This window comes from Streptomyces sp. NPDC030798 (assembly GCF_055572275.1).
In genome coordinates, this window is sequence record NZ_JBVIDR010000011.1 from 15,339 (window position 1) to 34,764 (window position 19,426).

At 72.4% G+C, this 19,426-nt stretch carries 18 protein-coding genes; 5 read left to right on the forward strand and 13 right to left on the reverse strand.

All coding sequences use genetic code 11. The features are described 5' to 3' along the window. Positions 1-2: 2 nt before the first annotated feature. A complete protein-coding gene (locus ACZ404_RS24360; protein WP_468443233.1) occupies positions 3-848 on the reverse strand; it encodes an LLM class F420-dependent oxidoreductase in 846 nt (281 codons plus the stop codon). Positions 849-874: 26 nt separating this feature from the next. Between ACZ404_RS24360 and ACZ404_RS24365 the strand changes: the two genes are divergently transcribed. Beyond that, on the forward strand, positions 875-2,281 hold the full coding sequence (locus tag ACZ404_RS24365) for a CehA/McbA family metallohydrolase (RefSeq protein ID WP_468443235.1): 1,407 nt from the start codon (positions 875-877) through the stop codon (positions 2,279-2,281). Here ACZ404_RS24365 and ACZ404_RS24370 read toward each other — a convergent pair. Beyond that, a complete protein-coding gene (locus tag ACZ404_RS24370; RefSeq protein WP_468443237.1) occupies positions 2,274-2,786 on the reverse strand; it encodes a PadR family transcriptional regulator in 513 nt (170 codons plus the stop codon). The genes ACZ404_RS24365 and ACZ404_RS24370 overlap by 8 nt on opposite strands. A gap of 118 nt (positions 2,787-2,904) precedes the next feature. Between ACZ404_RS24370 and ACZ404_RS24375 the strand changes: the two genes are divergently transcribed. Both ACZ404_RS24375 and ACZ404_RS24380 read left to right on the forward strand, forming a co-directional pair. Next, a complete protein-coding gene (locus ACZ404_RS24375) occupies positions 2,905-3,465 on the forward strand; it encodes a hypothetical protein (RefSeq protein WP_468443239.1) in 561 nt (186 codons plus the stop codon). Continuing rightward, entirely contained in the window at positions 3,462-4,823 is a 1,362-nt protein-coding gene (locus tag ACZ404_RS24380; RefSeq protein WP_468443241.1) for a carotenoid oxygenase family protein, read from the forward strand. The genes ACZ404_RS24375 and ACZ404_RS24380 overlap by 4 nt, the downstream gene beginning before the upstream one ends. Here the strand turns inward: ACZ404_RS24380 and ACZ404_RS24385 are convergent. Genes ACZ404_RS24385 through ACZ404_RS24405 form a run of 5 tightly spaced genes read right to left on the reverse strand, consistent with a single transcriptional unit; the run spans position 4,810 to position 8,162 of the window. Further along, complete coding sequence (locus ACZ404_RS24385) at positions 4,810-5,283, reverse strand: protease inhibitor I42 family protein (RefSeq protein ID WP_468443243.1); 474 nt, start codon at positions 5,281-5,283, stop codon at positions 4,810-4,812. The genes ACZ404_RS24380 and ACZ404_RS24385 overlap by 14 nt on opposite strands. After that, positions 5,283-5,681: a hypothetical protein gene (locus ACZ404_RS24390; RefSeq protein WP_468443244.1), complete on the reverse strand. Its 399-nt coding sequence runs from the start codon at positions 5,679-5,681 to the stop codon at positions 5,283-5,285. The genes ACZ404_RS24385 and ACZ404_RS24390 overlap by 1 nt, the downstream gene beginning before the upstream one ends. A 24-nt stretch (positions 5,682-5,705) precedes the next feature. Further along, positions 5,706-6,176: a protease inhibitor I42 family protein gene (locus ACZ404_RS24395; RefSeq protein WP_468443245.1), complete on the reverse strand. Its 471-nt coding sequence runs from the start codon at positions 6,174-6,176 to the stop codon at positions 5,706-5,708. Positions 6,177-6,178: 2 nt separating this feature from the next. Beyond that, positions 6,179-7,771: a peptidoglycan-binding protein gene (locus ACZ404_RS24400; RefSeq protein WP_468443246.1), complete on the reverse strand. Its 1,593-nt coding sequence runs from the start codon at positions 7,769-7,771 to the stop codon at positions 6,179-6,181. Positions 7,772-7,787: 16 nt separating this feature from the next. Continuing rightward, positions 7,788-8,162: a hypothetical protein gene (locus ACZ404_RS24405; RefSeq protein WP_468443248.1), complete on the reverse strand. Its 375-nt coding sequence runs from the start codon at positions 8,160-8,162 to the stop codon at positions 7,788-7,790. 162 nt (positions 8,163-8,324) lie between these two features. On the opposite strand from ACZ404_RS24405, the gene ACZ404_RS24410 reads away from it, so the two are divergent. Continuing rightward, positions 8,325-8,720 carry a nitroreductase/quinone reductase family protein gene (locus tag ACZ404_RS24410; RefSeq protein ID WP_468443249.1) on the forward strand — a complete coding sequence of 132 codons (396 nt, stop codon included), beginning with the start codon at positions 8,325-8,327 and terminating at the stop codon, positions 8,718-8,720. A 4-nt stretch (positions 8,721-8,724) separates the two neighbouring features. Here the strand turns inward: ACZ404_RS24410 and ACZ404_RS24415 are convergent, their stop codons facing one another. The 6 genes from ACZ404_RS24415 to ACZ404_RS24440 all read right to left on the reverse strand — a co-directional run bounded on the left by ACZ404_RS24415 (position 8,725) and on the right by ACZ404_RS24440 (position 16,100). Continuing rightward, a complete protein-coding gene (locus ACZ404_RS24415; RefSeq protein ID WP_468443250.1) occupies positions 8,725-10,176 on the reverse strand; it encodes an aldehyde dehydrogenase family protein in 1,452 nt (483 codons plus the stop codon). Then, positions 10,173-11,903 carry an N-acyl-D-amino-acid deacylase family protein gene (locus tag ACZ404_RS24420; RefSeq protein ID WP_468443251.1) on the reverse strand — a complete coding sequence of 577 codons (1,731 nt, stop codon included), beginning with the start codon at positions 11,901-11,903 and terminating at the stop codon, positions 10,173-10,175. Before ACZ404_RS24420 ends, ACZ404_RS24415 begins: the two co-directional genes overlap by 4 nt. A gap of 16 nt (positions 11,904-11,919) precedes the next feature. Then, positions 11,920-13,038, reverse strand: coding sequence for an LLM class flavin-dependent oxidoreductase (locus ACZ404_RS24425; RefSeq protein ID WP_468443252.1), 1,119 nt, complete (start codon positions 13,036-13,038; stop codon positions 11,920-11,922). A 110-nt stretch (positions 13,039-13,148) separates the two neighbouring features. Next, positions 13,149-13,919 (reverse strand): SDR family NAD(P)-dependent oxidoreductase, encoded by a 771-nt coding sequence (locus tag ACZ404_RS24430; RefSeq protein ID WP_468443253.1) that lies wholly within the window; start codon positions 13,917-13,919, stop codon positions 13,149-13,151. A gap of 10 nt (positions 13,920-13,929) precedes the next feature. Next, the gene (locus ACZ404_RS24435) at positions 13,930-14,856 is read right to left on the reverse strand and encodes an LLM class F420-dependent oxidoreductase (protein ID WP_468443254.1); all 927 of its coding nucleotides are present in this window, start codon (positions 14,854-14,856) and stop codon (positions 13,930-13,932) included. Next, positions 14,853-16,100 (reverse strand): amidohydrolase family protein, encoded by a 1,248-nt coding sequence (locus ACZ404_RS24440; RefSeq protein ID WP_468443255.1) that lies wholly within the window; start codon positions 16,098-16,100, stop codon positions 14,853-14,855. The genes ACZ404_RS24435 and ACZ404_RS24440 overlap by 4 nt, the downstream gene beginning before the upstream one ends. Positions 16,101-16,286: 186 nt before the next feature. Between ACZ404_RS24440 and afsR the strand changes: the two genes are divergently transcribed. Further along, positions 16,287-19,256, forward strand: a complete 2,970-nt coding sequence (gene afsR / locus ACZ404_RS24445) for an SARP-family global regulator AfsR (RefSeq protein ID WP_468443256.1) — start codon at positions 16,287-16,289, stop codon at positions 19,254-19,256. Positions 19,257-19,426: the final 170 nt, after the last annotated feature.

A 19,426-nucleotide genomic window follows, 5' to 3' on the forward strand; every position in this document is an offset into this window, starting at 1 on the left:
GGCTACAGGTACGCGGCGTACTCGTCCAGCACCCGCATGACCTCCGTCTCCCCGCCCGGCGGGAGCTGCAGTACGACCTCCTCGATGCCCAGTTCCGTGTAGTGCGCGAGCTTGCCCGGGGTGGCCTGTACCGCGTACGGGACCACCTGGAGGGCGGCCGGGTCGCGGCCGGCGTCCGCCCAGACGGCGCGCAGCACGGGCAGCGACTCGGTCAGGCCCCGCCCGCCGATCGGCAGCCAGCCGTCGGCGTACTCCGCGATGTGCGCGAACAGCCTCGGCCCGGCGGCGCCGCCCACGAGGGTGCGCGGGCCGGTCACGGGGCCGCGCGGTTTCTGGGCGGGCTTGGGGTGGGCGTGGCTCGCCCGAACGCGCCCGAACGCGCCCTGGTAGGCGGTCGGTTCCTCCGCCCACAGCGCCTGCATGAGCCGCACCCGGTCCCGGACCAGCTCCCGCCGGGTGCGCCACTCCACACCGTGGTCGGCGGCCTCCTCCACGTTCCAGCCGTAGCCGACACCGAGGGTGAAGCGGCCGTCGGAGAGGTGGTCGAGGGTGGCGATCTGCTTGGCCAGGCCGATCGGGTCGTGCTGGGCGACCAGCGTGATGCCGGTGCCGAGGCCGAGCCGCTCGGTGACGGCGGCGGCCTGACCGAGGGCCACGAAGGGGTCGAGGGTACGGCCGTACTCGCGGGGCAGGTCGCCTCCGGCGGGGTACGGGGTGGTGCGCTCGACGGGGATGTGCGTGTGCTCGGGGAGGTACAGGCCGGCGAAGCCGCGCTGCTCGAGCTCGGTGGCCAGGCGGGTGGGGCTGATCGTTTCGTCCGTGAGGAAGATCGTGAGGGAGATACGCATGCTTTTCCTCCGGTTAGGTTGGACTGGTGACCAAGGTGCGCGGCACTCTTCCACCGGGCTCGCCCGACTACGTCTATCTGCCCTTCGACGTCCCGCCGGGCACCCGCGAATTGAGGGTGTCCTACACCTACGACCGGCCCCCCGTCCCGCCCGGCACCCCCGGGAACGCGCTCGACATCGGGCTCTTCGACGAGCGGGGCGTCGAGCTGGGCGGGCGGGGCTTCCGGGGGTGGTCGGGCGGGGCCCGGCCGGAGTTCTTCGTACGGGGGGACACGGCGACGCCCGGGTACCTGCCGGGGCCGGTCCGTCCCGGGACCTGGTACGTGGCGCTCGGGCCCTACACCGTGGCGCCGCAGGGGATGGCGTACGAGGTGACGGTCACCTGTGTCGAGGGGAAGGCCGGTGAGCGGACGGCGCCGGTGTATCCGCCCTCCCGGGCGCGGGGGCGGGGACGGGACTGGTACCGGGGCGACTGCCACCTGCACTCCTGGCACTCCGACGGGCGGCGCACGCCGGGTGGGATCGCGGCGCTGGCGCGGGCGGCCGGGCTGGACTTCATCAACAGCTCCGAGCACAACACGACGTCGTCGCACGCCCACTGGGCCGACGCGGCGGGCGACGACCTGCTGGTGATGCTCGGCGAGGAGGTGACGACGAGGAACGGTCACGTGCTGGCGCTCGGGACCGACCCCGGCATCTTCGTGGACTGGCGGTACCGGGCCCGGGACGGCCGCTGGGCGCGCTTCGCCCGGGAGATCCGTGCGGCCGGCGGGCTGGTCGTACCGGCGCATCCGCACGCCACGTGCCTCGGGTGTGCCTGGAAGTTCGGGTTCGCGGAGGCGGACGCGGTCGAGGTGTGGAACGGGCCGTACACGCCCGACGACGAGGTGGCGCTGGCCGCCTGGGACGCGCGGCTCGTCGCGTCGGTGCGGGAGGGGCGGCGCGGCGGGCGCGGATGGCTGCCGGCGATGGGCGGCAGTGACGCGCACCGGGCCCCGGACGCGGTCGGCCTGCCGCAGACGGTCGTCCTGGCCGAGGACCTGGCCCGGGAGGCGATCCAGGAGGGTCTTCGCGCGGGGCGCTCGTACGTGGCGGAGTCACGGCACGTCCGTCTCGCCCTCAGCGCCACCGCTGCCGACGGGCGGCGGGCGGGGATCGGGGAGCGGCTGGCCGTGGCCGAGGACACGCCGGTGACGGTCCGGCTGGAGGTGACCGGTGCCCCGCGCTGCTCGGTCCGGTTCGTGACGGACCAGGGCGCGGTGTGCACGAGCGCACCGCTGCCGGTGTCCGGGGCGGGGGCGGCCCAGTGGCGTACGACGGCTGCGCACGCGGCGTACGTGCGCGCGGAGGTGCGGCACGAGACGGTGCTCGGGCCGGCCGGTACGGGGGCGATGGCCGCCTTCACCAACCCGGTGTTCCTGGGCGCTACGTGATCTGCTCCGCCGCCCACTCGGCCCACTCGCGCCGCATGGCGTTGAAGCGCAGGCCGTACTCCAGGGCGATCCGGCCGTAGACCGAGAGATTGCCGTCGTCCCAGTCGATGGAGTCGGACAGCCGTCGTAGCTGCTCAAGGCTCTGCTCGGACATCTCGGTGAGCTCGGTCAGGTAAGCGCGTGCCTGGTCCGGGCGCAGGACGCCGAGGAAGAAGACGCGCAGCAGGATGTCGCTGCGGGTGTTGCGCTGGGGGGTGGTCTCGGTCAGCCAGTGCCGCAGTTCGGCGAGTCCTTCGTCGGTGAGGGCGTACTCCTTGCGGCCGCGCGGGCCCTCGGCGGCCACGGCGATCAGGCCGGAGCCGGCGAGCTTGGTCAGTTCGGTGTAGATCTGGCTCTGGGTGGCGGGCCAGACGTTGGCCAGTGAGGTCTCGAACAGCTTCAGCAGGTCGTACCCGCTGGCAGGGCGTTCCGAGAGCAGGCCGAGCAGGGCGTGTCTGAGGCTCATGCCCTCACTCTACATTCCAGTATTGACATGTCGAGTCATGACCTTCTACTTTTGACATGTCACAAGAGACAGCTCAGCCGGACCGGGCGGAGCTTCGAGTGGAAAACGGGGCCACCTCATGTCGTATCTGCGCACGTTCCTGCCATGGATCGTCTTCGCCGTCGTCCCCTCCGGGGACTGGCAGTGGGGGGCACTGGCCGCCTTCGTCGTCGCGGCGGCGCTCATCGTCCAGGAGAAGCAGAAGGGCGCCGGGTTCGACGCCCTGATCATCGAGACCGGTTCGGCCGTCTTCTTCGCCGTCCTCGCCGCCGTCGCCTTCGCCGACCCGCACTCGGGGGCGCACGACTACTCGGCGGCGCTGTCCTCCGGCACCCTGGCCGTCATCGCGGGGGTCTCGCTGGCCGTCGGGCGGCCGTTCACGCTTGGCATCGCCAAGCGGACCACACCGCGTGAGCTGTGGGGGCTGAAGCCGTTCATCCGGACCAACGTGGTCATCACCGCCGTGTGGACCGCCGCCTTCGCCCTGACCGCCGTCGTCCTCGCGCTGGTCGAGCACGCCGGGCACGCCCACTCGACGCCGGCCACGCTCGTGCAGATCGCCGGCTTCGCCGTCCCGATGCTCTTCACCGTGCGCTACGTCGCCCACGTCCAGGCCAAGGCCGGGCAGGTGGCCCGGTGACCATCCCCAAGCACCTCTCCGGGAACTACGCTCCGGTCCTCGAGGAACTCACCGCCCACGACCTGCCGGTCACCGGCACCATCCCGCCCGAGCTGGCCGGCTGGTACCTGCGCAACGGCCCCAACCCGGCCGACGCCGCCTCCGGGCACTGGTTCTTCGGCGACGGCATGGTGCACGGGGTGCGGATCGAGGGCGGGCGGGCGGTGTCGTACCGCAACCGCTGGGTCCGCACCGGCCCGCTCACCGACGGCGCGCGGATGTACGACGAGCAGGGCCGGCGGGACCTCACGGCCGGCCCGGCCAACACCCACGTCGTCCGGCACGCAGGTCGCATCCTCGCGCTGGTCGAGACCGCGCTGCCCTACGAACTCGGCTGCGACCTGGACACCAAGGGCCCCTACGACTTCGGCGGCCGGCTGCGTACCGCCATGACCGCCCACCCGAAGACCTGCCCGGTCACCGGGGAGCTGCACTTCTTCGGCTACGGCCTGCTGGAGAGCGACCGCCTCACCTACCACCGGGCGGACGCCTCCGGCGAGCTGGTGCTCAGCAGGCCGGTCGACGTGCCCGGCCCGACCATGCACCACGACTTCGCCCTCACCGCCGGGCACGTCGTCTTCATGGACCTGCCGGTCGTCCTCGACGTCGAACTCGCGCTGACCGGCGGCACGATGCCGTACCGCTGGGACGACGGGTACGGGGCCCGCCTCGGCGTCCTGCGCCGCGACGACCCGCACGGCGAGGTGCGGTGGTGCACGATCGACCCCTGCTACGTCTTCCACGTGCTCAACGCCCACGACGCACCGGACGGGACCATCGTGCTGCACGTGATGCGCTACCCGGAGCTGTGGCGGCGGGCCGCGGACGGCAGTACGGCGTCCCAGCGGGCGGTGCTGTGGAAGTGGACCGTCGATCCGGCCACGGGGAAGGTGCGCGAGGAACAACTGGACGACCGGCCCGGCGAGTTCCCGCGCGTCGACGACCGGCTCACCGGCCTCCGCGCCGGGCACGGGCACATCACCTGCGGCACCTCACTGGTCCGCTACGACCTGGTCACCGCTGCCGCCGCCGCCCACGACTTCGGCCCCGCCCGCACCCCGGGCGAGGCCGCCTTCGCCCCCGCCGACACCACACCGGGCGGCCCCGGCTGGCTCCTGACGTACGTCCATGACGCCACCACCGACCGCAGCGACCTGGTCGTCCTCGACGCCGAGAACCTCACCGCTCCCCCGGTCGCCACCATCCACCTGCCGACCCGGGTGCCCTTCGGCTTCCACGGCAACTGGCTGGGGGACACGGACGGTCAGGGTCTTTCGTCACCTCGGAGCAGGTGTGCCGGCCGGCTCAGCGGACGGTGACGGTGTACGTGACGCGCTTCGGCTCGGACTGCCCGTACGGCGCGGACGACGCCGGGGCCGGAGCGCCGCCGCCGTCCTCGTCGCAGGTGGTGGCGAACGTGCAGTGGGTCAGCACGATCCGGGTGCTGCCCCTGCCGGTGGCCTCGAAGGTGAAGGTGAGGCTGCTGCCTCCGCCGACCAGGTGCCTGTCGCCGGAGCCCGCGGTGCTGTGCCGCCCGCGCTCACGGACCACGTCGGCGTCGGGCCCGGGGCCGGACAGGTACCAGTGCTCACGGGTGGAGGCGTTCTGGTGCACGGTCAGCGTGAAGCGCTCCCCGACCTTCGCGGTGATGCGGGGTTCGTCGAGGGGGTGCGCGACGGGGGCGGGCCCGTCGCTGCCCGGCCCGCAGCCCGCGACGAGCGTGAGCAGCGCCACCACCGCGACGGCCGCGCCCGCAGCCCCGTCCGGGTGACGAGGCATTACCGGCCGGTCCTTGCGCGGGCGGTCCGCCGCAGGCCCAGGATCTCGGCGACCGTCTCCAGCCAGCGGGCGGTACGGGCCTCCCCCTCGGGTGAGCCGGCGACCTGCGCGGCGGACTCCAGCCAGCCGCGCAGTACCGCCGCCGCCTCGGGCGACGGCAACGGCTCGGTCAGCTCGGCGGCGTACGGCACCCCGCCGGCCCGCACGATCTTCGCCACGTACGCCACCGAGCGCGGCACCGCGCCGAGCCGGTCCAGAACGACGGCGGCCGCGACGGCGCCGTCACCGAAGAGGGCGGTGCGGAAGGCGTCCTGGGTGAGGCCGTAGCGGAGCAGGGCGGGGATGTCGGTGGCGGCGAGGAGTTCGTCGTCGGTGCGGGTGGCGGCGGTGGGCGGCATGAGGGCCTCGGGGGTCGGTCCGGGTCAGCGAACGGTGATCTTGTACATGAAGTACTCGGCGACATCGCCGGGCGTGCCGGTGGCGGTGGGGACGGGGCTCGCGGCCGCCTCGGCCTCGGCGGCGCTGCCGCACCTGGCCATGGGGCAGTGCAACATCTTCACCCGCGTCGTACCCGACTCGACGGCGGTGAAGTCGAAGTACTCGGTGCCCTCGCCGCCACCGGTGATCCCCTTGGGGCTGCCGTGGACGTCCTCCCGCTTGCCGCGGTACTTCAGGACGGCGGCGTCCGGACGCGGGTCGGCCAGGTACCAGTGCTCGCCGAGCGCCGGGCTGGCGGGCAGCGACAGGGTGAACTCGTCGCCCGCGTCCACCGCGATGGAGCGCTGTCCGGCGCCGTACTCCTGCCCCTCTGAGCCCAGCAGGCCGCAGCCGGTCAGGGCGAGGGGAAGGAGGGCCGAGGCCGCCAGCAGGCGGGCCGATGTCGTTCTGCGCACGGTCAGTCCTGGTCGATGTAGACGCGATTGACGTTGTCGAAGCGGTTGTCCGAGGCGCCGCTGAGATCGCCCTTGACGAAGTCGTCCTCACTGACCCAGGTGGTGGTGCCCCACGGGTTGTACACCTGAAGCTTGTCCCCCTCCTGGCCGACGATCATCATGCCGTGGCCGACCCAGTCGCCGTTCTCCTCGTGCCCCTCGACGTTGATGGGCACGGGCTTGCCCTCGGCGACGGACTTCTCGATGTCGGTCAGGACGTCGCGGCGGTCGTCGGCACCGTCCATGTCGTGCGACTCGTAGTGGTCGCCCGTGTGCGGGCTCAGCTCCTTGTTGGAGATGTCGACCTGGCCGTCGGAGTCCATGCCGGCGGGGGTGTCGCTCCAGAAGTGCGTGTAGTCGCCGTCGCCCTCCTCGTGCATCCGGTACTGCTCGTCGTGGAGCCGCTTGCGGAAGTGCGCGGGGTCGTCGTCCTGGCCGGTCGGGCCACCCGTCAGCTGCAGGGCGTAGACGGGGTCGACCATGGCGCGCGCCGTGACCGTGGACGACGGCACACAGGTCGCGGCGTCCTGCGACCAGCGCTGGTTGCCGAAGGTCTGGTCGTCGGTGTTGTGGTTGGAGCCGTTGGAGTTCCTGCCCTCGTCGTCCAGGCTGTCGGCCTGCGTGGTGACCGGGGCCAGATGGTCCTCCAACCAGGCCGGATCCTTGCCGTGGATCTTCCCGGCGAACGTCTCCACGTCGTCGACCGGATAGCCGGAGGCCAGCGCCTTCAGGATGTAGGCCTTCTCCTGCGGGGTCGAGGCGTCGGCCAGCAGGTGGTCCATGCGGGCGCGGTCGGCGGCCGACAGGCGGCCCATGGCGCGACCGGAGCGCTCGAGGTCGTTGGCGCTGAGGATCTCGTTCATCTCCGGTGCGCCGTCGACGTTGCTGGTGTCGGCCAGCGCCAGCCGGTCGGCGGCGGACAGGCCGGGGCCGTCCAGCTTGCCGGCCCGCGCCTCGGACGCCCACTTGTTCAGGTCCCGGGCCGCCGCGCGGGCCGCGTCGTCGGCGGTGACGGCGGCCTTGTGCAGCAGGTCGACGCCCGAGGTGGCGACCGAGCGGGCCTTCAGCCGGGTGCTCTCCTCCTCGTCGTCCTCGTGCCAGTCGTCGAAGAAGCCGTCCTTGCCGCCGAGCATCGAGCGCGCCTGACGCAGCTTGGCCCGGCCGTCGCCGTCCTGCGCCTGCGCGTCCTTGACCGCGTCGGCGAGGTTCAGCAGCGCCTTGGCGCCGCCCTCGAAGGCGTCGATCATCGCCTGCGCGTCCCGCGAGGCGGCGCCCACCACGTCGGAGGCGAGCACGCTGGTCCTGCCCACCCACACCTCGGGCAGGCCCTTGCGCGCCACCTTGTCCACGCGGTCCCGGACATCGCCGGCCTTGTCGGTCTGCCCGCGGTAGACCTTGGCCAGCGACTCCAGCGTCGCGTGGTCGCCCACCGGGCCGGACACCCCGAGGGCGTCCTCGATCGCGTCGATCAGGTCGTTCTTGCTGCCCGCCGAGGAGATCCGGTCGCACAGGCCGTTCAGCCGCTTGCGGCGGTCGGTGGTGTCCTCCGTCGTCATCGTGCGCCGCCGCCCCTCAGTAGCGCGACAGCGCCGACGGGCGCTCGGCGTGAGCGGGCATGGTGGTCAGATGGCTGTCCCCGGCCGGCACCGCGCGGACACTGGTGTCGACGAGGCCGTCGCTGCCGTCGTACGCCCCCTTGGACAGCCTGACCTTGTCCGCGAGTTCGTGCAGGGCCGACCCCAGCGTGCCGGTCTCCTTCTCCCAGGCCGCGGCGAACGCGTTGAACGCCGCCGCCGAGTCCGGGCCGCCCAGCGCATCGTCCGTGTAGCAGAGCCCCGGGGCGATCGCCTTGCCCACCCTGCCGGTGTCGTCACCCGCGCCGTCCAGTTCCTTCGCCTGGCCGGACATGCCCGACTTGACCTGGTAGCCGTCCGAAGACGCGCCCATCCCGCTCCCCCGTTTGTTCTTGATCACGACCGCGGGGGAGGCTAACACGGGCCGAGCGGACGTATGTTCAGGCGTCACAGGCCCCGCACGCGGCGGCCACAGCATCGCCGCGAGGCGTACGTGCGGGCGCGGTCCGTCGAGGAGAGCAGGAGAACCCGAGGCATGTCAGGCAGCACCGACCGCAAGCAGCGCATCATGACCCGCTTCCAGCGTCACCTCGCCAACCCGGTCAACCGGCGCCTGCCGTTCCAGACTCTCCTGGAGACCACCGGCCGCACCTCCGGCCTGCCCCGGCCCACCCCGGTGGGCGGACGCCGGGTCGGCGACTCCTTCTGGCTCGTCTCGGAGTTCGGCTACAAGTCGCAGTACGTCCGCAACATCCAGGCCGACCCCCGGGTCCGTGTCCGCATCGCGGGCCGCTGGCACCGCGGCACCGCCCATCTGCTGCCCGACGACGACCCGGTGGCCCGCCTGCGCAGCCTGCCCCGCTTCAACAGCGTGGCGGTACGGGCGTTCGGCACGGACCTGCTGACGGTGCGGGTCGATCTGGACGGCTGAGGGCTCACCCCGGCCACACGACCGCCTGCACCTCGCTGTAGGCGTGCAGGGCGTAGGACCCCACGTCCCGGCCGACCCCGCTCTGCTTGAAGCCGCCGAACGGCGCCTCCATGTTGCGGCCGACGGTGTTGATCCCGACCCCGCCGGCCCGCAGCCGCCTGGCCACCCGGAAGGCACGGGCCACGTCGCCCGACCAGACGTAGTCGATGAGGCCGTAGTCGGAGTCGTTGGCGAGCGCGACGCCCTCGTCCTCCTCGTCGAAGGGGATCACGCACACCACCGGCCCGAAGATCTCCTCCCGGGCCACCCGCATGTCGTTGGTGCAGTCGGCGAGGAGGGTGGGGGCGACGTAGAAACCCCGCTCCAGCGGCGGCCGTTCACCGCCGGCCACGACCCGCGCACCCTCCTTGCGGCCCAGTTCGACGTACGACTCCACGCGCGCCCGGTGCTCGGCGGAGATGACCGGGCCGACCACCGTGTCCGCCGCGCCCGGGTCCCCCACCTTCGACCGACCGGCGTAGAGGGCCAGTTGCTCGACCAGCCGGTCGTACACGCCCCGCTGGGCCAGTACCCGGGTCGGGGCGGTGCAGATCTGCCCGCTGTAGAACGAGAAGGAGGTGCCGATGCCGGCGACGGCCGAGGCGAGGTCGGCGTCGTCGAAGACCAGGGCCGCGCCCTTCCCGCCCAGCTCCATCAACTGGCGTTTCATGCCCCGCCCGCACACCTCGGCGATGCGCCGGCCGACCGCGGTGGAACCGGTGAAGCTCACCATGTCGACGTCGTCCGATGCGACCGCCGCCTCACCGACCGCCACGTCCCGCCCGGACACGACGTTCACCACACCGGGCGGCACCCCGGCGGCCTCCAGGGCCTCGGCCATCCGGTAGACGGACAGCGGGTCCTGCGGGGCGGGCTTCACCACCACCGTGTTGCCCATGGCCAGGGCGGGGGCGACCTTGCCGGCCGGGTTGGCCCACGGGTTGTTGTACGAGGTGACGCAGGTGACGACCCCGACGGGCTGCCGTATCGCCAGCGCGCCCATCACGCCGGCCCGGCCCATCGGCCCGGCCTCGTTGATCTGCGGAGGGATCGCCCACTCGGCCGGCTCGACCGTGGCGTACCGCCGGAACCGGGCGGCGGCCACCCCGACCTGCATCGCCCGGGCCGTCCCCGTGGTCGCCCCGGTCTCGGCCCGGGCCAGCTCGGCGTACTCCACGAGCCGGCCGCGGATGATGTCCGCCGCCCGCCCGAGCACCGCGGCCCGCTCCTCCGGCCGGGTCCGCGACCACGCCCCGAACGCCTCGCGGGCCGCCGCGCAGGCCTCGCGCACCTGCGCCGGCGAGGCCTCCGGCGCGCGGCCGACGCTCTCCTCGGTGGCCGGGTCGGTCACCGGGTAGTGGCCGCCGTCCGGCTCGACCCACCGCCCGCCGACGAACAGCCGCTGGCCGTCGCTCACCTGGTGCTCACCGTCCTGGTGTCCCGCCCCGACCGCAGCACCTTCCCGGGCACGGCCCCGCTCACCACGTCGTCCCGGATCGCCTCGACCCCGTTGACCCACACGGCCCGCACCCCGAGCGCCTTGGAGTCCAGCCGGGGGCTGTCGCCCGGCAGGTCGTGCACCAGGGTGGCCTGGCCGGCGGCGATCCGCTCCGGGTCGAACAGCACCAGGTCCGCGTGCCAGCCCTCCCGGATGCGGCCCCGCTCCCTGAGCCCGAACAGCCGCGCCGGGTCGTCGGTCAGCATGCGCACCGCCTGCTCCAGCCCCACCAGCTTGCGCCCGCGCAGACAGTCGCCGAGGAACCGTGTGGTGTACGGCGCCCCGCACATCCGGTCCAGATGCGCACCCGCGTCCGATCCGCCGAGCAGTACGTCCTCGTGCTGCCAGGTCTCGGCGCGCAGCGCCCAGGAGGCGGGGTCGTTGTCGGGGGGCATGGGCCACAGGACGGTGCGCAGTTCGTCGGCCGCGCAGATGTCGACGAGGCAGGAGAAGGGGTCCTGCCCGCGCTCGGCGGCGATGTCCCGCACCACGCGCCCGGTCAGCCCCTGGTTGGCCTCGCTGTAGGTGTCCCCGATGACGTACCGCCCGAAGTTCGCGAGCCGCCGGAAGACACCCGCCTCCTTGGACCGGGCGCGCTGCAGCATCTCGGCGCGGACGGCCGGGTCACGCAGCCTGGCGATGCGCTCGGGCACCGGCAGCCCGAGGACCGGGCCCCAGCCCGGGATGAGGTTCAGGGCGCAGAACGTGCCGAGGGACATGTTCATCGGCGTGAGGATCGGCATGGTGAGGGCCACCACCCGCCCGCCCGCCTTCCGGGCCCGCTCGCTCGCGCTGAGCTGCCGGGGCACCCGCTCGGGGACGGCCGCGTCGACGGTGAGCACGTTCCAGTTCAGGGGCCGGCCGGCGGCGGCGCTCATCTCCACCAGCAGATCGATCTCGGCGTCGCTGAACTGGTCCAGGCACCCGGCGACGATCGCCTCGATCTGCGTCCCCTCGTGCTCCCCGACGGCCCGGGACAGTGCCAGCAGCTCCTCCGGCCGCGCGTGCCGGGAGGCGACCGGCTGCCCGTCGCCGTCGGAGTGGGTCGAGGACTGCGTGGTGGACAGGCCCCAGGCCCCGGCGTCCATCGCCTCGTGCAGCAGCCCCACGATCTCGCCCAGTTGCTCGTCGTCGGGCTGCCCGCCGATCGCGTCCGGCCCCATGACGTGGCGCCGCAGGGCGCAGTGCCCGACCATGAACCCGGCGTTGACCGCGATACGGCCCTCGAGGGCGTCCAGATACTCCCCGAAGGAGTGCCAGCTCCACGGCGCCCCCTCCTCCAGGGCCACCAGCGACATCCCCTCGACCTTGGACATCATGCGCCGGGTGTAGTCGGCGTCGCCGGGGCGAGAGGGGTTCAGGGGCGCCAGCGTGAAGCCGCAGTTGCCGGCCGCGACGGTGGTGACTCCGTGGTTGAGGGAGGGCGTCGCGTAGGGGTCCCAGAAGAGCTGGGCGTCGTAGTGGGTGTGGGGGTCGACGAACCCGGGGGCGAGGACGAGTCCGGAGGCGTCCTCGGCGGTGCGGGACGCCTCGGTGACCTTGCCGATGACGGCGATACGGCCGTCACGCAGCCCGACGTCGGCGGTGAACGCGGGCGCACCCGTGCCGTCCACGACGGTGACGCCCTTGATGACGTGATCGAGCATGGACGGGCCCTCCCCCTTATGCAGCCGCCCGGAACCGCGATGTCCGGTGGACGGGATCGGTGTCGATCTTCGGGATCACGTGCTCCCCGATCAGCCGGATCGTCTGCAGCGTCTCCTCCTTCGGCACCCCCACCGGCAGCCCGAAGCTCAGCTGGTCCGCCCCGGCCTGCTCCCACCGCTTGCACTGCCTCAGCACCTCGTCGGGGTCGCCGCAGATCAGCAGCTCCTCCTCGATCAGCAGCTCCACGAACTCGGGGGTGTACTCGGGCAGCGTCTCCGGCCACACCGGGAACCCCTCGGGACGCGGGAAGGTGTCGTGGTACCGGAACACCAGCGAGGGCAGATAGTGCAGCCCGCCGCGCACGGCGATGTCGATCGCCTCCGCGTGCGTGGGGGCACAGATCGCCGTGGTCGTCACCATGACGTTGTCGTTGACGAAGTCGCCCACCGGCTCCGCGTTCACGAGCGCCGTCTTGTACTGCTCCAGCACCCACTCCATGTCGGAGACCTTCTGGATGCTGAAGCCGAGCACGCCGAGCCCCTTCTTCGCGGCCATGGCGTACGACGGCGGCGACCCGGCCGCGTACCACATCGCCGGGTGCGACGCCCCGTACGGCTTCGGCAGGACCTTGCGCGGCGGGAGCTGCCAGTGCTTGCCCTGGAAGCCCTCGTACTCGTCCTGGAGCCACATCTTCGGGAACTCGGCGATGGTCTCCTCCCAGATCTCCTTCGTGTGGTTCATGTCGGTGATCCCGGGCAGGAAGCCGAGGATCTCGTGGCTGCCGGCGCCCCGCCCGCTGCCGAACTCGAAGCGGCCCTCGGTGAGGTGGTCGAGCATGGCGACCTTCTCGGCCACCTTCACCGGGTGGTTGACCTGGGCGAGCGGGTTGAAGATCCCGGAGCCGAGGTGGATGCGTTCGGTGGCGTGGGCGAGATACCCGAGGAAGACGTCGTTGGCGGAGAGGTGCGAGTACTCCTCCAGGAAGTGGTGTTCGGAGGCCCAGGCGTACTTGAAGCCGGACTGGTCCGCCTGGATGACGTACTCGGTCTCCTCCATCAGCGCCTTGTGCTCGGCGAGCGGGTCGGTCTCGGCGCGCTTGCCCACGTATCCCTGTACAAAGAGCCCGAATTCCAAGGCGGGTCACCGTCCCTACGTTCCTGACGAACCGTCAGATTGCCTGCCGCCCGACTGTGGCACCGCCCGCACGGACCGTCAATAGCTGATGAACCGTCAGATAGGACGGGTCAGATCACGGACACACCGGCCAGCCACCCGCCGTCGATCACGAACGGCTGCCCGGTGATGTACGAGGAGTCGTCCGAGGTCAGGAACAGCGCCAGCCGGGCCACCTCCTCCGGCTGCCCGACCCGGCCCAGCGGCACCAGCCTGCGGTACAGCTCGTCCAGGGCCCGGCTCATCTCCTCCGGATCGGCGTCCGGGTCCAGCCGGGCGGGGTTGGACATGGGGGTGTCGATGGCGCCGGGGCAGATGGCGTTCACCCGGATCCGCCGACCCGCCAGCTCCAGCGCGGCGACCCGGGTCAGCCCGAGCACGGCGTGCTTGGTGGCGGTGTAGGTCCCCACGGCCGCCATGCCGGTCAGGCCGGTGTAGGAGGCGGTGTTGACGATGGTGCCGCCGTCCGCCATCTCGGGGGCCACGGCCTTCATGCCCAGGAAGCAACCGACCTGGTTGACCTGCACGACCTGCATGAACTCGTCCAGCGGGGTGTCCACCAAGGCGTTGAAGCGCAGGATGCCCGCGTTGTTCACCAGCCCGTCGATCCGCCCGTACGCCCGCTTGACGGCGGCGACGGCATCCCGCCAGCCGTCCTCCGTACCCACGTCGAGATGGACGTACAGCGCCCCTATCTCCTTGGCCAGGGCCTCCCCCTGGTCGTCCAGTACGTCGGCGACGACGACCCGGGCGCCCTCCTCCCGGAACAGTCGCGCCTCCTGCTCGCCCTGTCCGCGCGCCGCGCCGGTGACGACGACGACCCGTCCGTCCAGCTTGCCCATGACGCCCTCCTCAGTTCAGCCGGGGTGCGACCTCCGCCCCGAACAGCTCCATCTGCGCGACGAGTTCGGCCCGGCTCCGGCTGCGGAACCGCACCTGGATCTGATCCACACCCATCGCCCCGTACGCCCAAAGCGACTCGGCGATCGCCTGCGGCGCCCCGGTGAGCGTGCGCCGCCCGACGTCCCAGCCGGCGCGACCGACGTACAGCGGCTCGGTGATGGCGCCCACGGTCAGCGGGCCCTCGACGCCCGCTTCCTCCCGCAGGGCCCTCAGGCGCGCGATCCGGCCCGGCAGCCGCTCCCGCGGATCCCCCTGCGGCAGCCACCCGTCCCCCTTCAGCGCCGCCCGGCGCACGGCGGCCGGCGAGGAGCCCCCGACCCAGAGGGGCACCCGGGCCTGCGCGGGCCGGGGCCGCTGTCCGAGCCCCTCGAAGTCGTAGAACTTCCCGCGGTGCTCGGGGAACTCCTCCGCCCCGAGCGCAGCCCGCAAGGCGTCCAGGACCTCGTCCAGCACGGCCCCCCGCCGCTCGAAGTCCACCCCGAGCACCTCGAACTCCTCACGCACGTGCCCCGCGCCGACACCGAGGATCAGGCGGCCGCCCGACAGGTGATCGAGGGTGGCGTACTGCTTGGCGGTGATCAGCGGGTGCCGCAGCCCGACCACGGCGACATGGCTGAGCAGCCGGACGCGCTCCGTCACGGCCGCGAGGTGGGCGAGGGTGGCGACGGGGTCGTACCAGACCGTGCTCATGGCCGGCGCCAGGCGGCGCGGGACGGCCACGTGGTCGCAGCAGGCGACGTAGTCGAAGCCGGCGCGATCGGCGGCCCGGGCGATCTCCACCAGGTCCGCGGCCCCCGCGCCGGCCTCCCACCCCTCCGCGTAGAGGGTGCTCTGGGACTGGACGGGCAGCTGGATGCCGTAGGCCGGGCCGCTCACCGGGGCCCCCGCCAGAGCCCGTCCTCCGTGAGCCCCAGCAGGTCGATCGCGTTGCCCCGGACGATCCGCTCGACCACGTCCGGCGCCAGGTGCCCCATCTGGGCCTCGCCGACCTCGCGGGACTTGGGCCAGGTGGAGTCCGAGTGCGGGTAGTCGGTCTCGTAGAGGACGTTGCCGACGCCTATGGAGTCGAGGTTGCGCAGCCCGAAGGCGTCGTCGAAGAAGCAGCCGTACACGTGCTCGGCGAACAGCTCGGAGGGCGGGCGGCGGACCTTGTCGGCAACCCCGCCCCAGGCCCGGTTCTCCTCCCAGACCACGTCCGCGCGCTCGAGGATGTACGGGATCCAGCCGATCTGCCCCTCCGCGTACATCACCCTCAGGTTCGGGAAGCGCTCGAACTTGCCGCTCATCAGCCAGTCGACCATCGAGAAGCAGCAGTTGGCGAAGGTGATGGTGGAACCGACGGCCGGCGGGGCGTCGGCGGAGGTGGAGGGCATGCGGCTGCTGGAGCCGATGTGCATGGCGATGACGGTGCCGGTCTCGTCACAGGCCGCGAGGAAGGGGTCCCAGTCGTCGGTGTGCACGGAGGGCAGGCCCAGGTGCGGGGGTATCTCGGAGAAGGCGACGGCCCGGACCCCGCGGGCGGCGTTGCGCCGCACCTCCGCCGCCGCCAGCCCGGCGTCCCACAGGGGGATGAGCGTGAGAGGTATGAGCCGCCCCTGCGCCTTCGGCCCGCACCACTCCTCCACCATCCAGTCGTTGTAGGCGCGGACGCAGAGCAGAGCCAGCTCCTTGTCCCGAGCCTCGGTGAAGGTCTGGCCGCAGAAGCGGGGGAAGGTCGGGAAGCAGAGGGCGGACTGGACGTGGTTGACGTCCATGTCGGCCAGCCGCTGCGGGACGTCGTACGAGCCCGGCCGCATCTGCTCGTACGTGATCACCTCCAGCTTGATCTCGTCCCGGTCGTACCCGACGGCGGTGTCGAGGCGGGTGAGGGGGCGCTGCAGGTCCTCGTAGACCCACCAGTCGCCGACGGGGCCGTCGTCGGACCCCGGGGTGCCCATGACGGGCTTGAACCGCCCGCCGAGGAAGGTCATGTCCTTCAGCGGGGCACGGACGGTGCGGGGCCCGGTGTCCAGGTACTTCTTCGGCAGCCGGTCCTGCCAGACGCCGGCGGGCTCCACGGTGTGGTCGTCGACGGAGATGATCCGGGGGAAGTCGCCGTGACTGTCGCTCTGGGTGTCCATGGCGCTCACGGTAGCGCCGATCTGACGACCCGTCAGGTAGCTGTGCCGGCCCTCTGTGCGCAACGAGCATGTGAGGACCTTGTGAACCGAGGTGCACCGGTCTGTGATCGGCGTCTCCCACGGCTGACGCAACCGGCCCGAACAAGGCAAACTGACGGGGTTGTCCGATGCATAGGGGGCGAACGCATGGACGGTGGGCCGCGAGTACCTGAGCAGCGGCGTTCCGGCTCCGCGGCAGGTGCCGTCGCGGAACCGGCGGCGTTGCGCTTCAGCGTGCTCGGTCCGGTGCGGGCCTGGCGCGGCGCGGAGGCGCTCAGCACCGGGTCGCCTCAGCAACGCGCCCTGCTGGCCGCCCTGCTGCTGCGCGAGGGCCGTACGGCCACGGCCGCGGAGCTGATCGACGCCCTGTGGGGCACCGAGCCGCCGTCCCAGGCGCTGGCGGCGGTGCGGACGTACGCCTCCCGCCTGCGCAAGGTCCTGGACCCCGGGGTCCTGGTGAGCGAGTCGGGCGGCTACGCGGTGCGGGCACTGCGCGAGGGCGCGCTGGACCTGGCGGTCGCGCAGGAGCTGGCGGCGGAGGCGGAGAAGTCCCGGAACGCCGGGGACCTGTGCCATGCCCGGGAGGCCCTGAACCGCGCCCTGGCCCTCTGGGACGGCGAACCCCTGGCCGGTGTCCCCGGCCCGTACGCCGAGGCCCAGCGGGCCCGCCTGGAGGAGTGGCGCCTGGGCCTGCTGGAGTCCCGCCTGGACATGGACCTGGAACAGGGCTGCCACGCCGAGGCGGTCTCGGAACTGACGGCGCTGACGGCGGCGCACCCCCTGCGTGAGCGGCTGCGCGAGCTGCTGATGCTGGCGCTGTACCGAAGCGGCCGCCAGGCAGAGGCGCTCGCCGTCTACGCCGACACGCGGCGGCTGCTGGCGGAGGAGCTGGGGGTCGACCCGAGGCCCGGCCTCCGCGAGCTGCAGCAGCGCATCCTCCAGGCGGACCCGGCGCTCGCGGAACCCTCCGCGCCGGTCACCGAGCCGACGGCGGTCGCCGTCCGCCCGGCCCAGTTGCCCGCCTCGGTCCCGGACTTCACCGGCCGCGACTCCTTCGTCTCCGAACTGAGCGACGTCCTGTCCTCCGCGTCCGAGGCGGAGGGCCGGGTGATGGCGGTCTCGGCGGTGGCGGGCATCGGCGGCGTGGGCAAGACGACGCTGGCGGTGCACGTCGCCCACCGGGCCCGCTCGGCCTTCCCCGACGGGCAGCTGTACGTCGACCTGCAGGGCGCCGGCCCACGGTCGGCGGAACCGGAGACGGTGCTGGGCTCCTTCCTGCGGGCCCTGGGCACGGCGGACTCGGCGATCCCGGATTCGCTGGAGGAACGGGCGGCCCTCTACCGCTCGGTCCTGGACGGCCGCCGGGTCCTGGTCCTCCTCGACAACGCCAAGGACGCGGCGCAGATACGGCCGCTGCTGCCCGGCACGGAGGGCTGCGCGGCGCTGGTCACCTCCCGGGTCCGCATGGTGGACCTCGCGGGTGCCCACCTGGTCGACCTGGACGTGATGTCGCCGGACGAGGCGCTGGCCCTGTTCACGAAGATCGTGGGCGAGGAGCGGGTGACGGCGGAACGCGAGGCCGCGCTCGACGTGGTCGCGGCCTGCGGCTTCCTGCCCCTGGCGATCCGCATCGCGGCGTCGAGGCTGGCCGCCCGCCGCACCTGGACGGTCTCGGTCCTCGCCGCCAAGCTGGCGGACGAACGCCGCCGCCTGGACGAGCTGCAGGCGGGCGACCTCGCGGTCAAGGCCACCTTCGAGCTGGGCTACGGGCAACTGGAGCCGGCCCAGGCCCGGGCGTTCCGCCTGCTGGGCCTGGCGGACGGCCCCGACATGTCCCTGGCAGCGGCAGCGGCCATCCTCGACCTGCCCCTGGACGACACGGAGGACCTCCTGGAGTCCCTGGTCGACACGTCGCTGCTCGAATCGGCGGCCCCCGGCCGCTACCGCTTCCACGACCTGGTCCGGCTCTACGCGCGCGCATGCGCGGAGCGGGACGAACAGCCACCCGGCGAACGCGAGGCCGCGATGTCGCGCTTGCTGGACTTCTACCTGGCCACGGCGACCCGGGTGTACGCGATCGAGCGGCCGGGGGATCGGACGGTCGCGCACCTCGAGCAAAGCCGTTACTCGGCACGCGACTTCACGGAGGCCAGGGAAGCACTGGACTGGTTGCACGCGGAAGCCGAACCGCTCCTCGCCTGCGTCCAGCAGTCGCTCCGAGCGCCCACGCTGCGGCGTGCGGTTGATCTCCTGCTGGCCACCATCGACCTGGCCGAGTCCGGCGCCGGATCGCGTCGGTACGAGAGCACTGCGATTGCCGCACGTGATGCTGCCGCGGCGCAGGGGGACGCCGGCGCCGAGATCCGCGCGCGGATCACGCTCGCCCAGGTGCTCAGTCAGGCGGGCCGATTCGACGAGGCCGAGCGTGAGGCCGGGTGCGCCGACGTCCTCAACGAGGTCGCCAAGGACCCGTGGGCGAAAAGCACCGCTCCGAATCAACTGGGCATCATCGCCCTCTGCACGGCCCGGTATGCGCACGCCGAGGGTTACTTCCTCAGGGCGATCGACGCTTTCCAGGCCGACAGGAACAAGCCCGGCGAGGCCAGCGCGGTCTGCAACCTGTCCCGCACCCTGGCCTCGATGGGCCGAGGTCCCCAGGCCGTCGAGTTGGCACAGCGCGGCATCGAGATCTACGACGAGCTGGGACTCTCCGTGCGCTTGGCGAACGCCCGTTACGCCTCCGGGATCGTGCTCACCCAGGCCGGCCGACTGCATGAGGCTCTCGCGCAACTGGACGAGGCTCTGCGCATCTTCACAGAGAGCCGTCAACGTCTCTGGGAGGGCACGACACAGTTCCGTATCGCACAGGTCCATCTGGCAGCCGGCCGGCCGGCACAGGCCGCCCAGCACTCGGAACAAGCGCTGGCCATCGGCTGCATCGGGGGAGAGTGGATGAGAGCCAATGCCCTGACCGTGCTGGGCAAGGCGCTGGCAGCCCTCGGCCAAGTGGACCGAGCCCGTGCGTGCTGGCAGGACGCCCTGGCGATCTACGACGAGGCAGGCTCCTCGGAGGCTTCGGAGGTGCGCAGCCTGCTCTCGCCGCTTGCCGCCGCCTGACGGTCCATGACGGCGTTCATCGAACGTTTATGGCGGACTGCCACTCTCATGGAACGGACCCGTCCTGTCGGGGGGCAGGCGGGTTCCAGGGGTCTCACGGCTACCCTGAGGCCTTCTGGAACGCCCGTTCGGCGACCCGCGGGGGAGTTACCGAACGGGCGTTCCCCCAG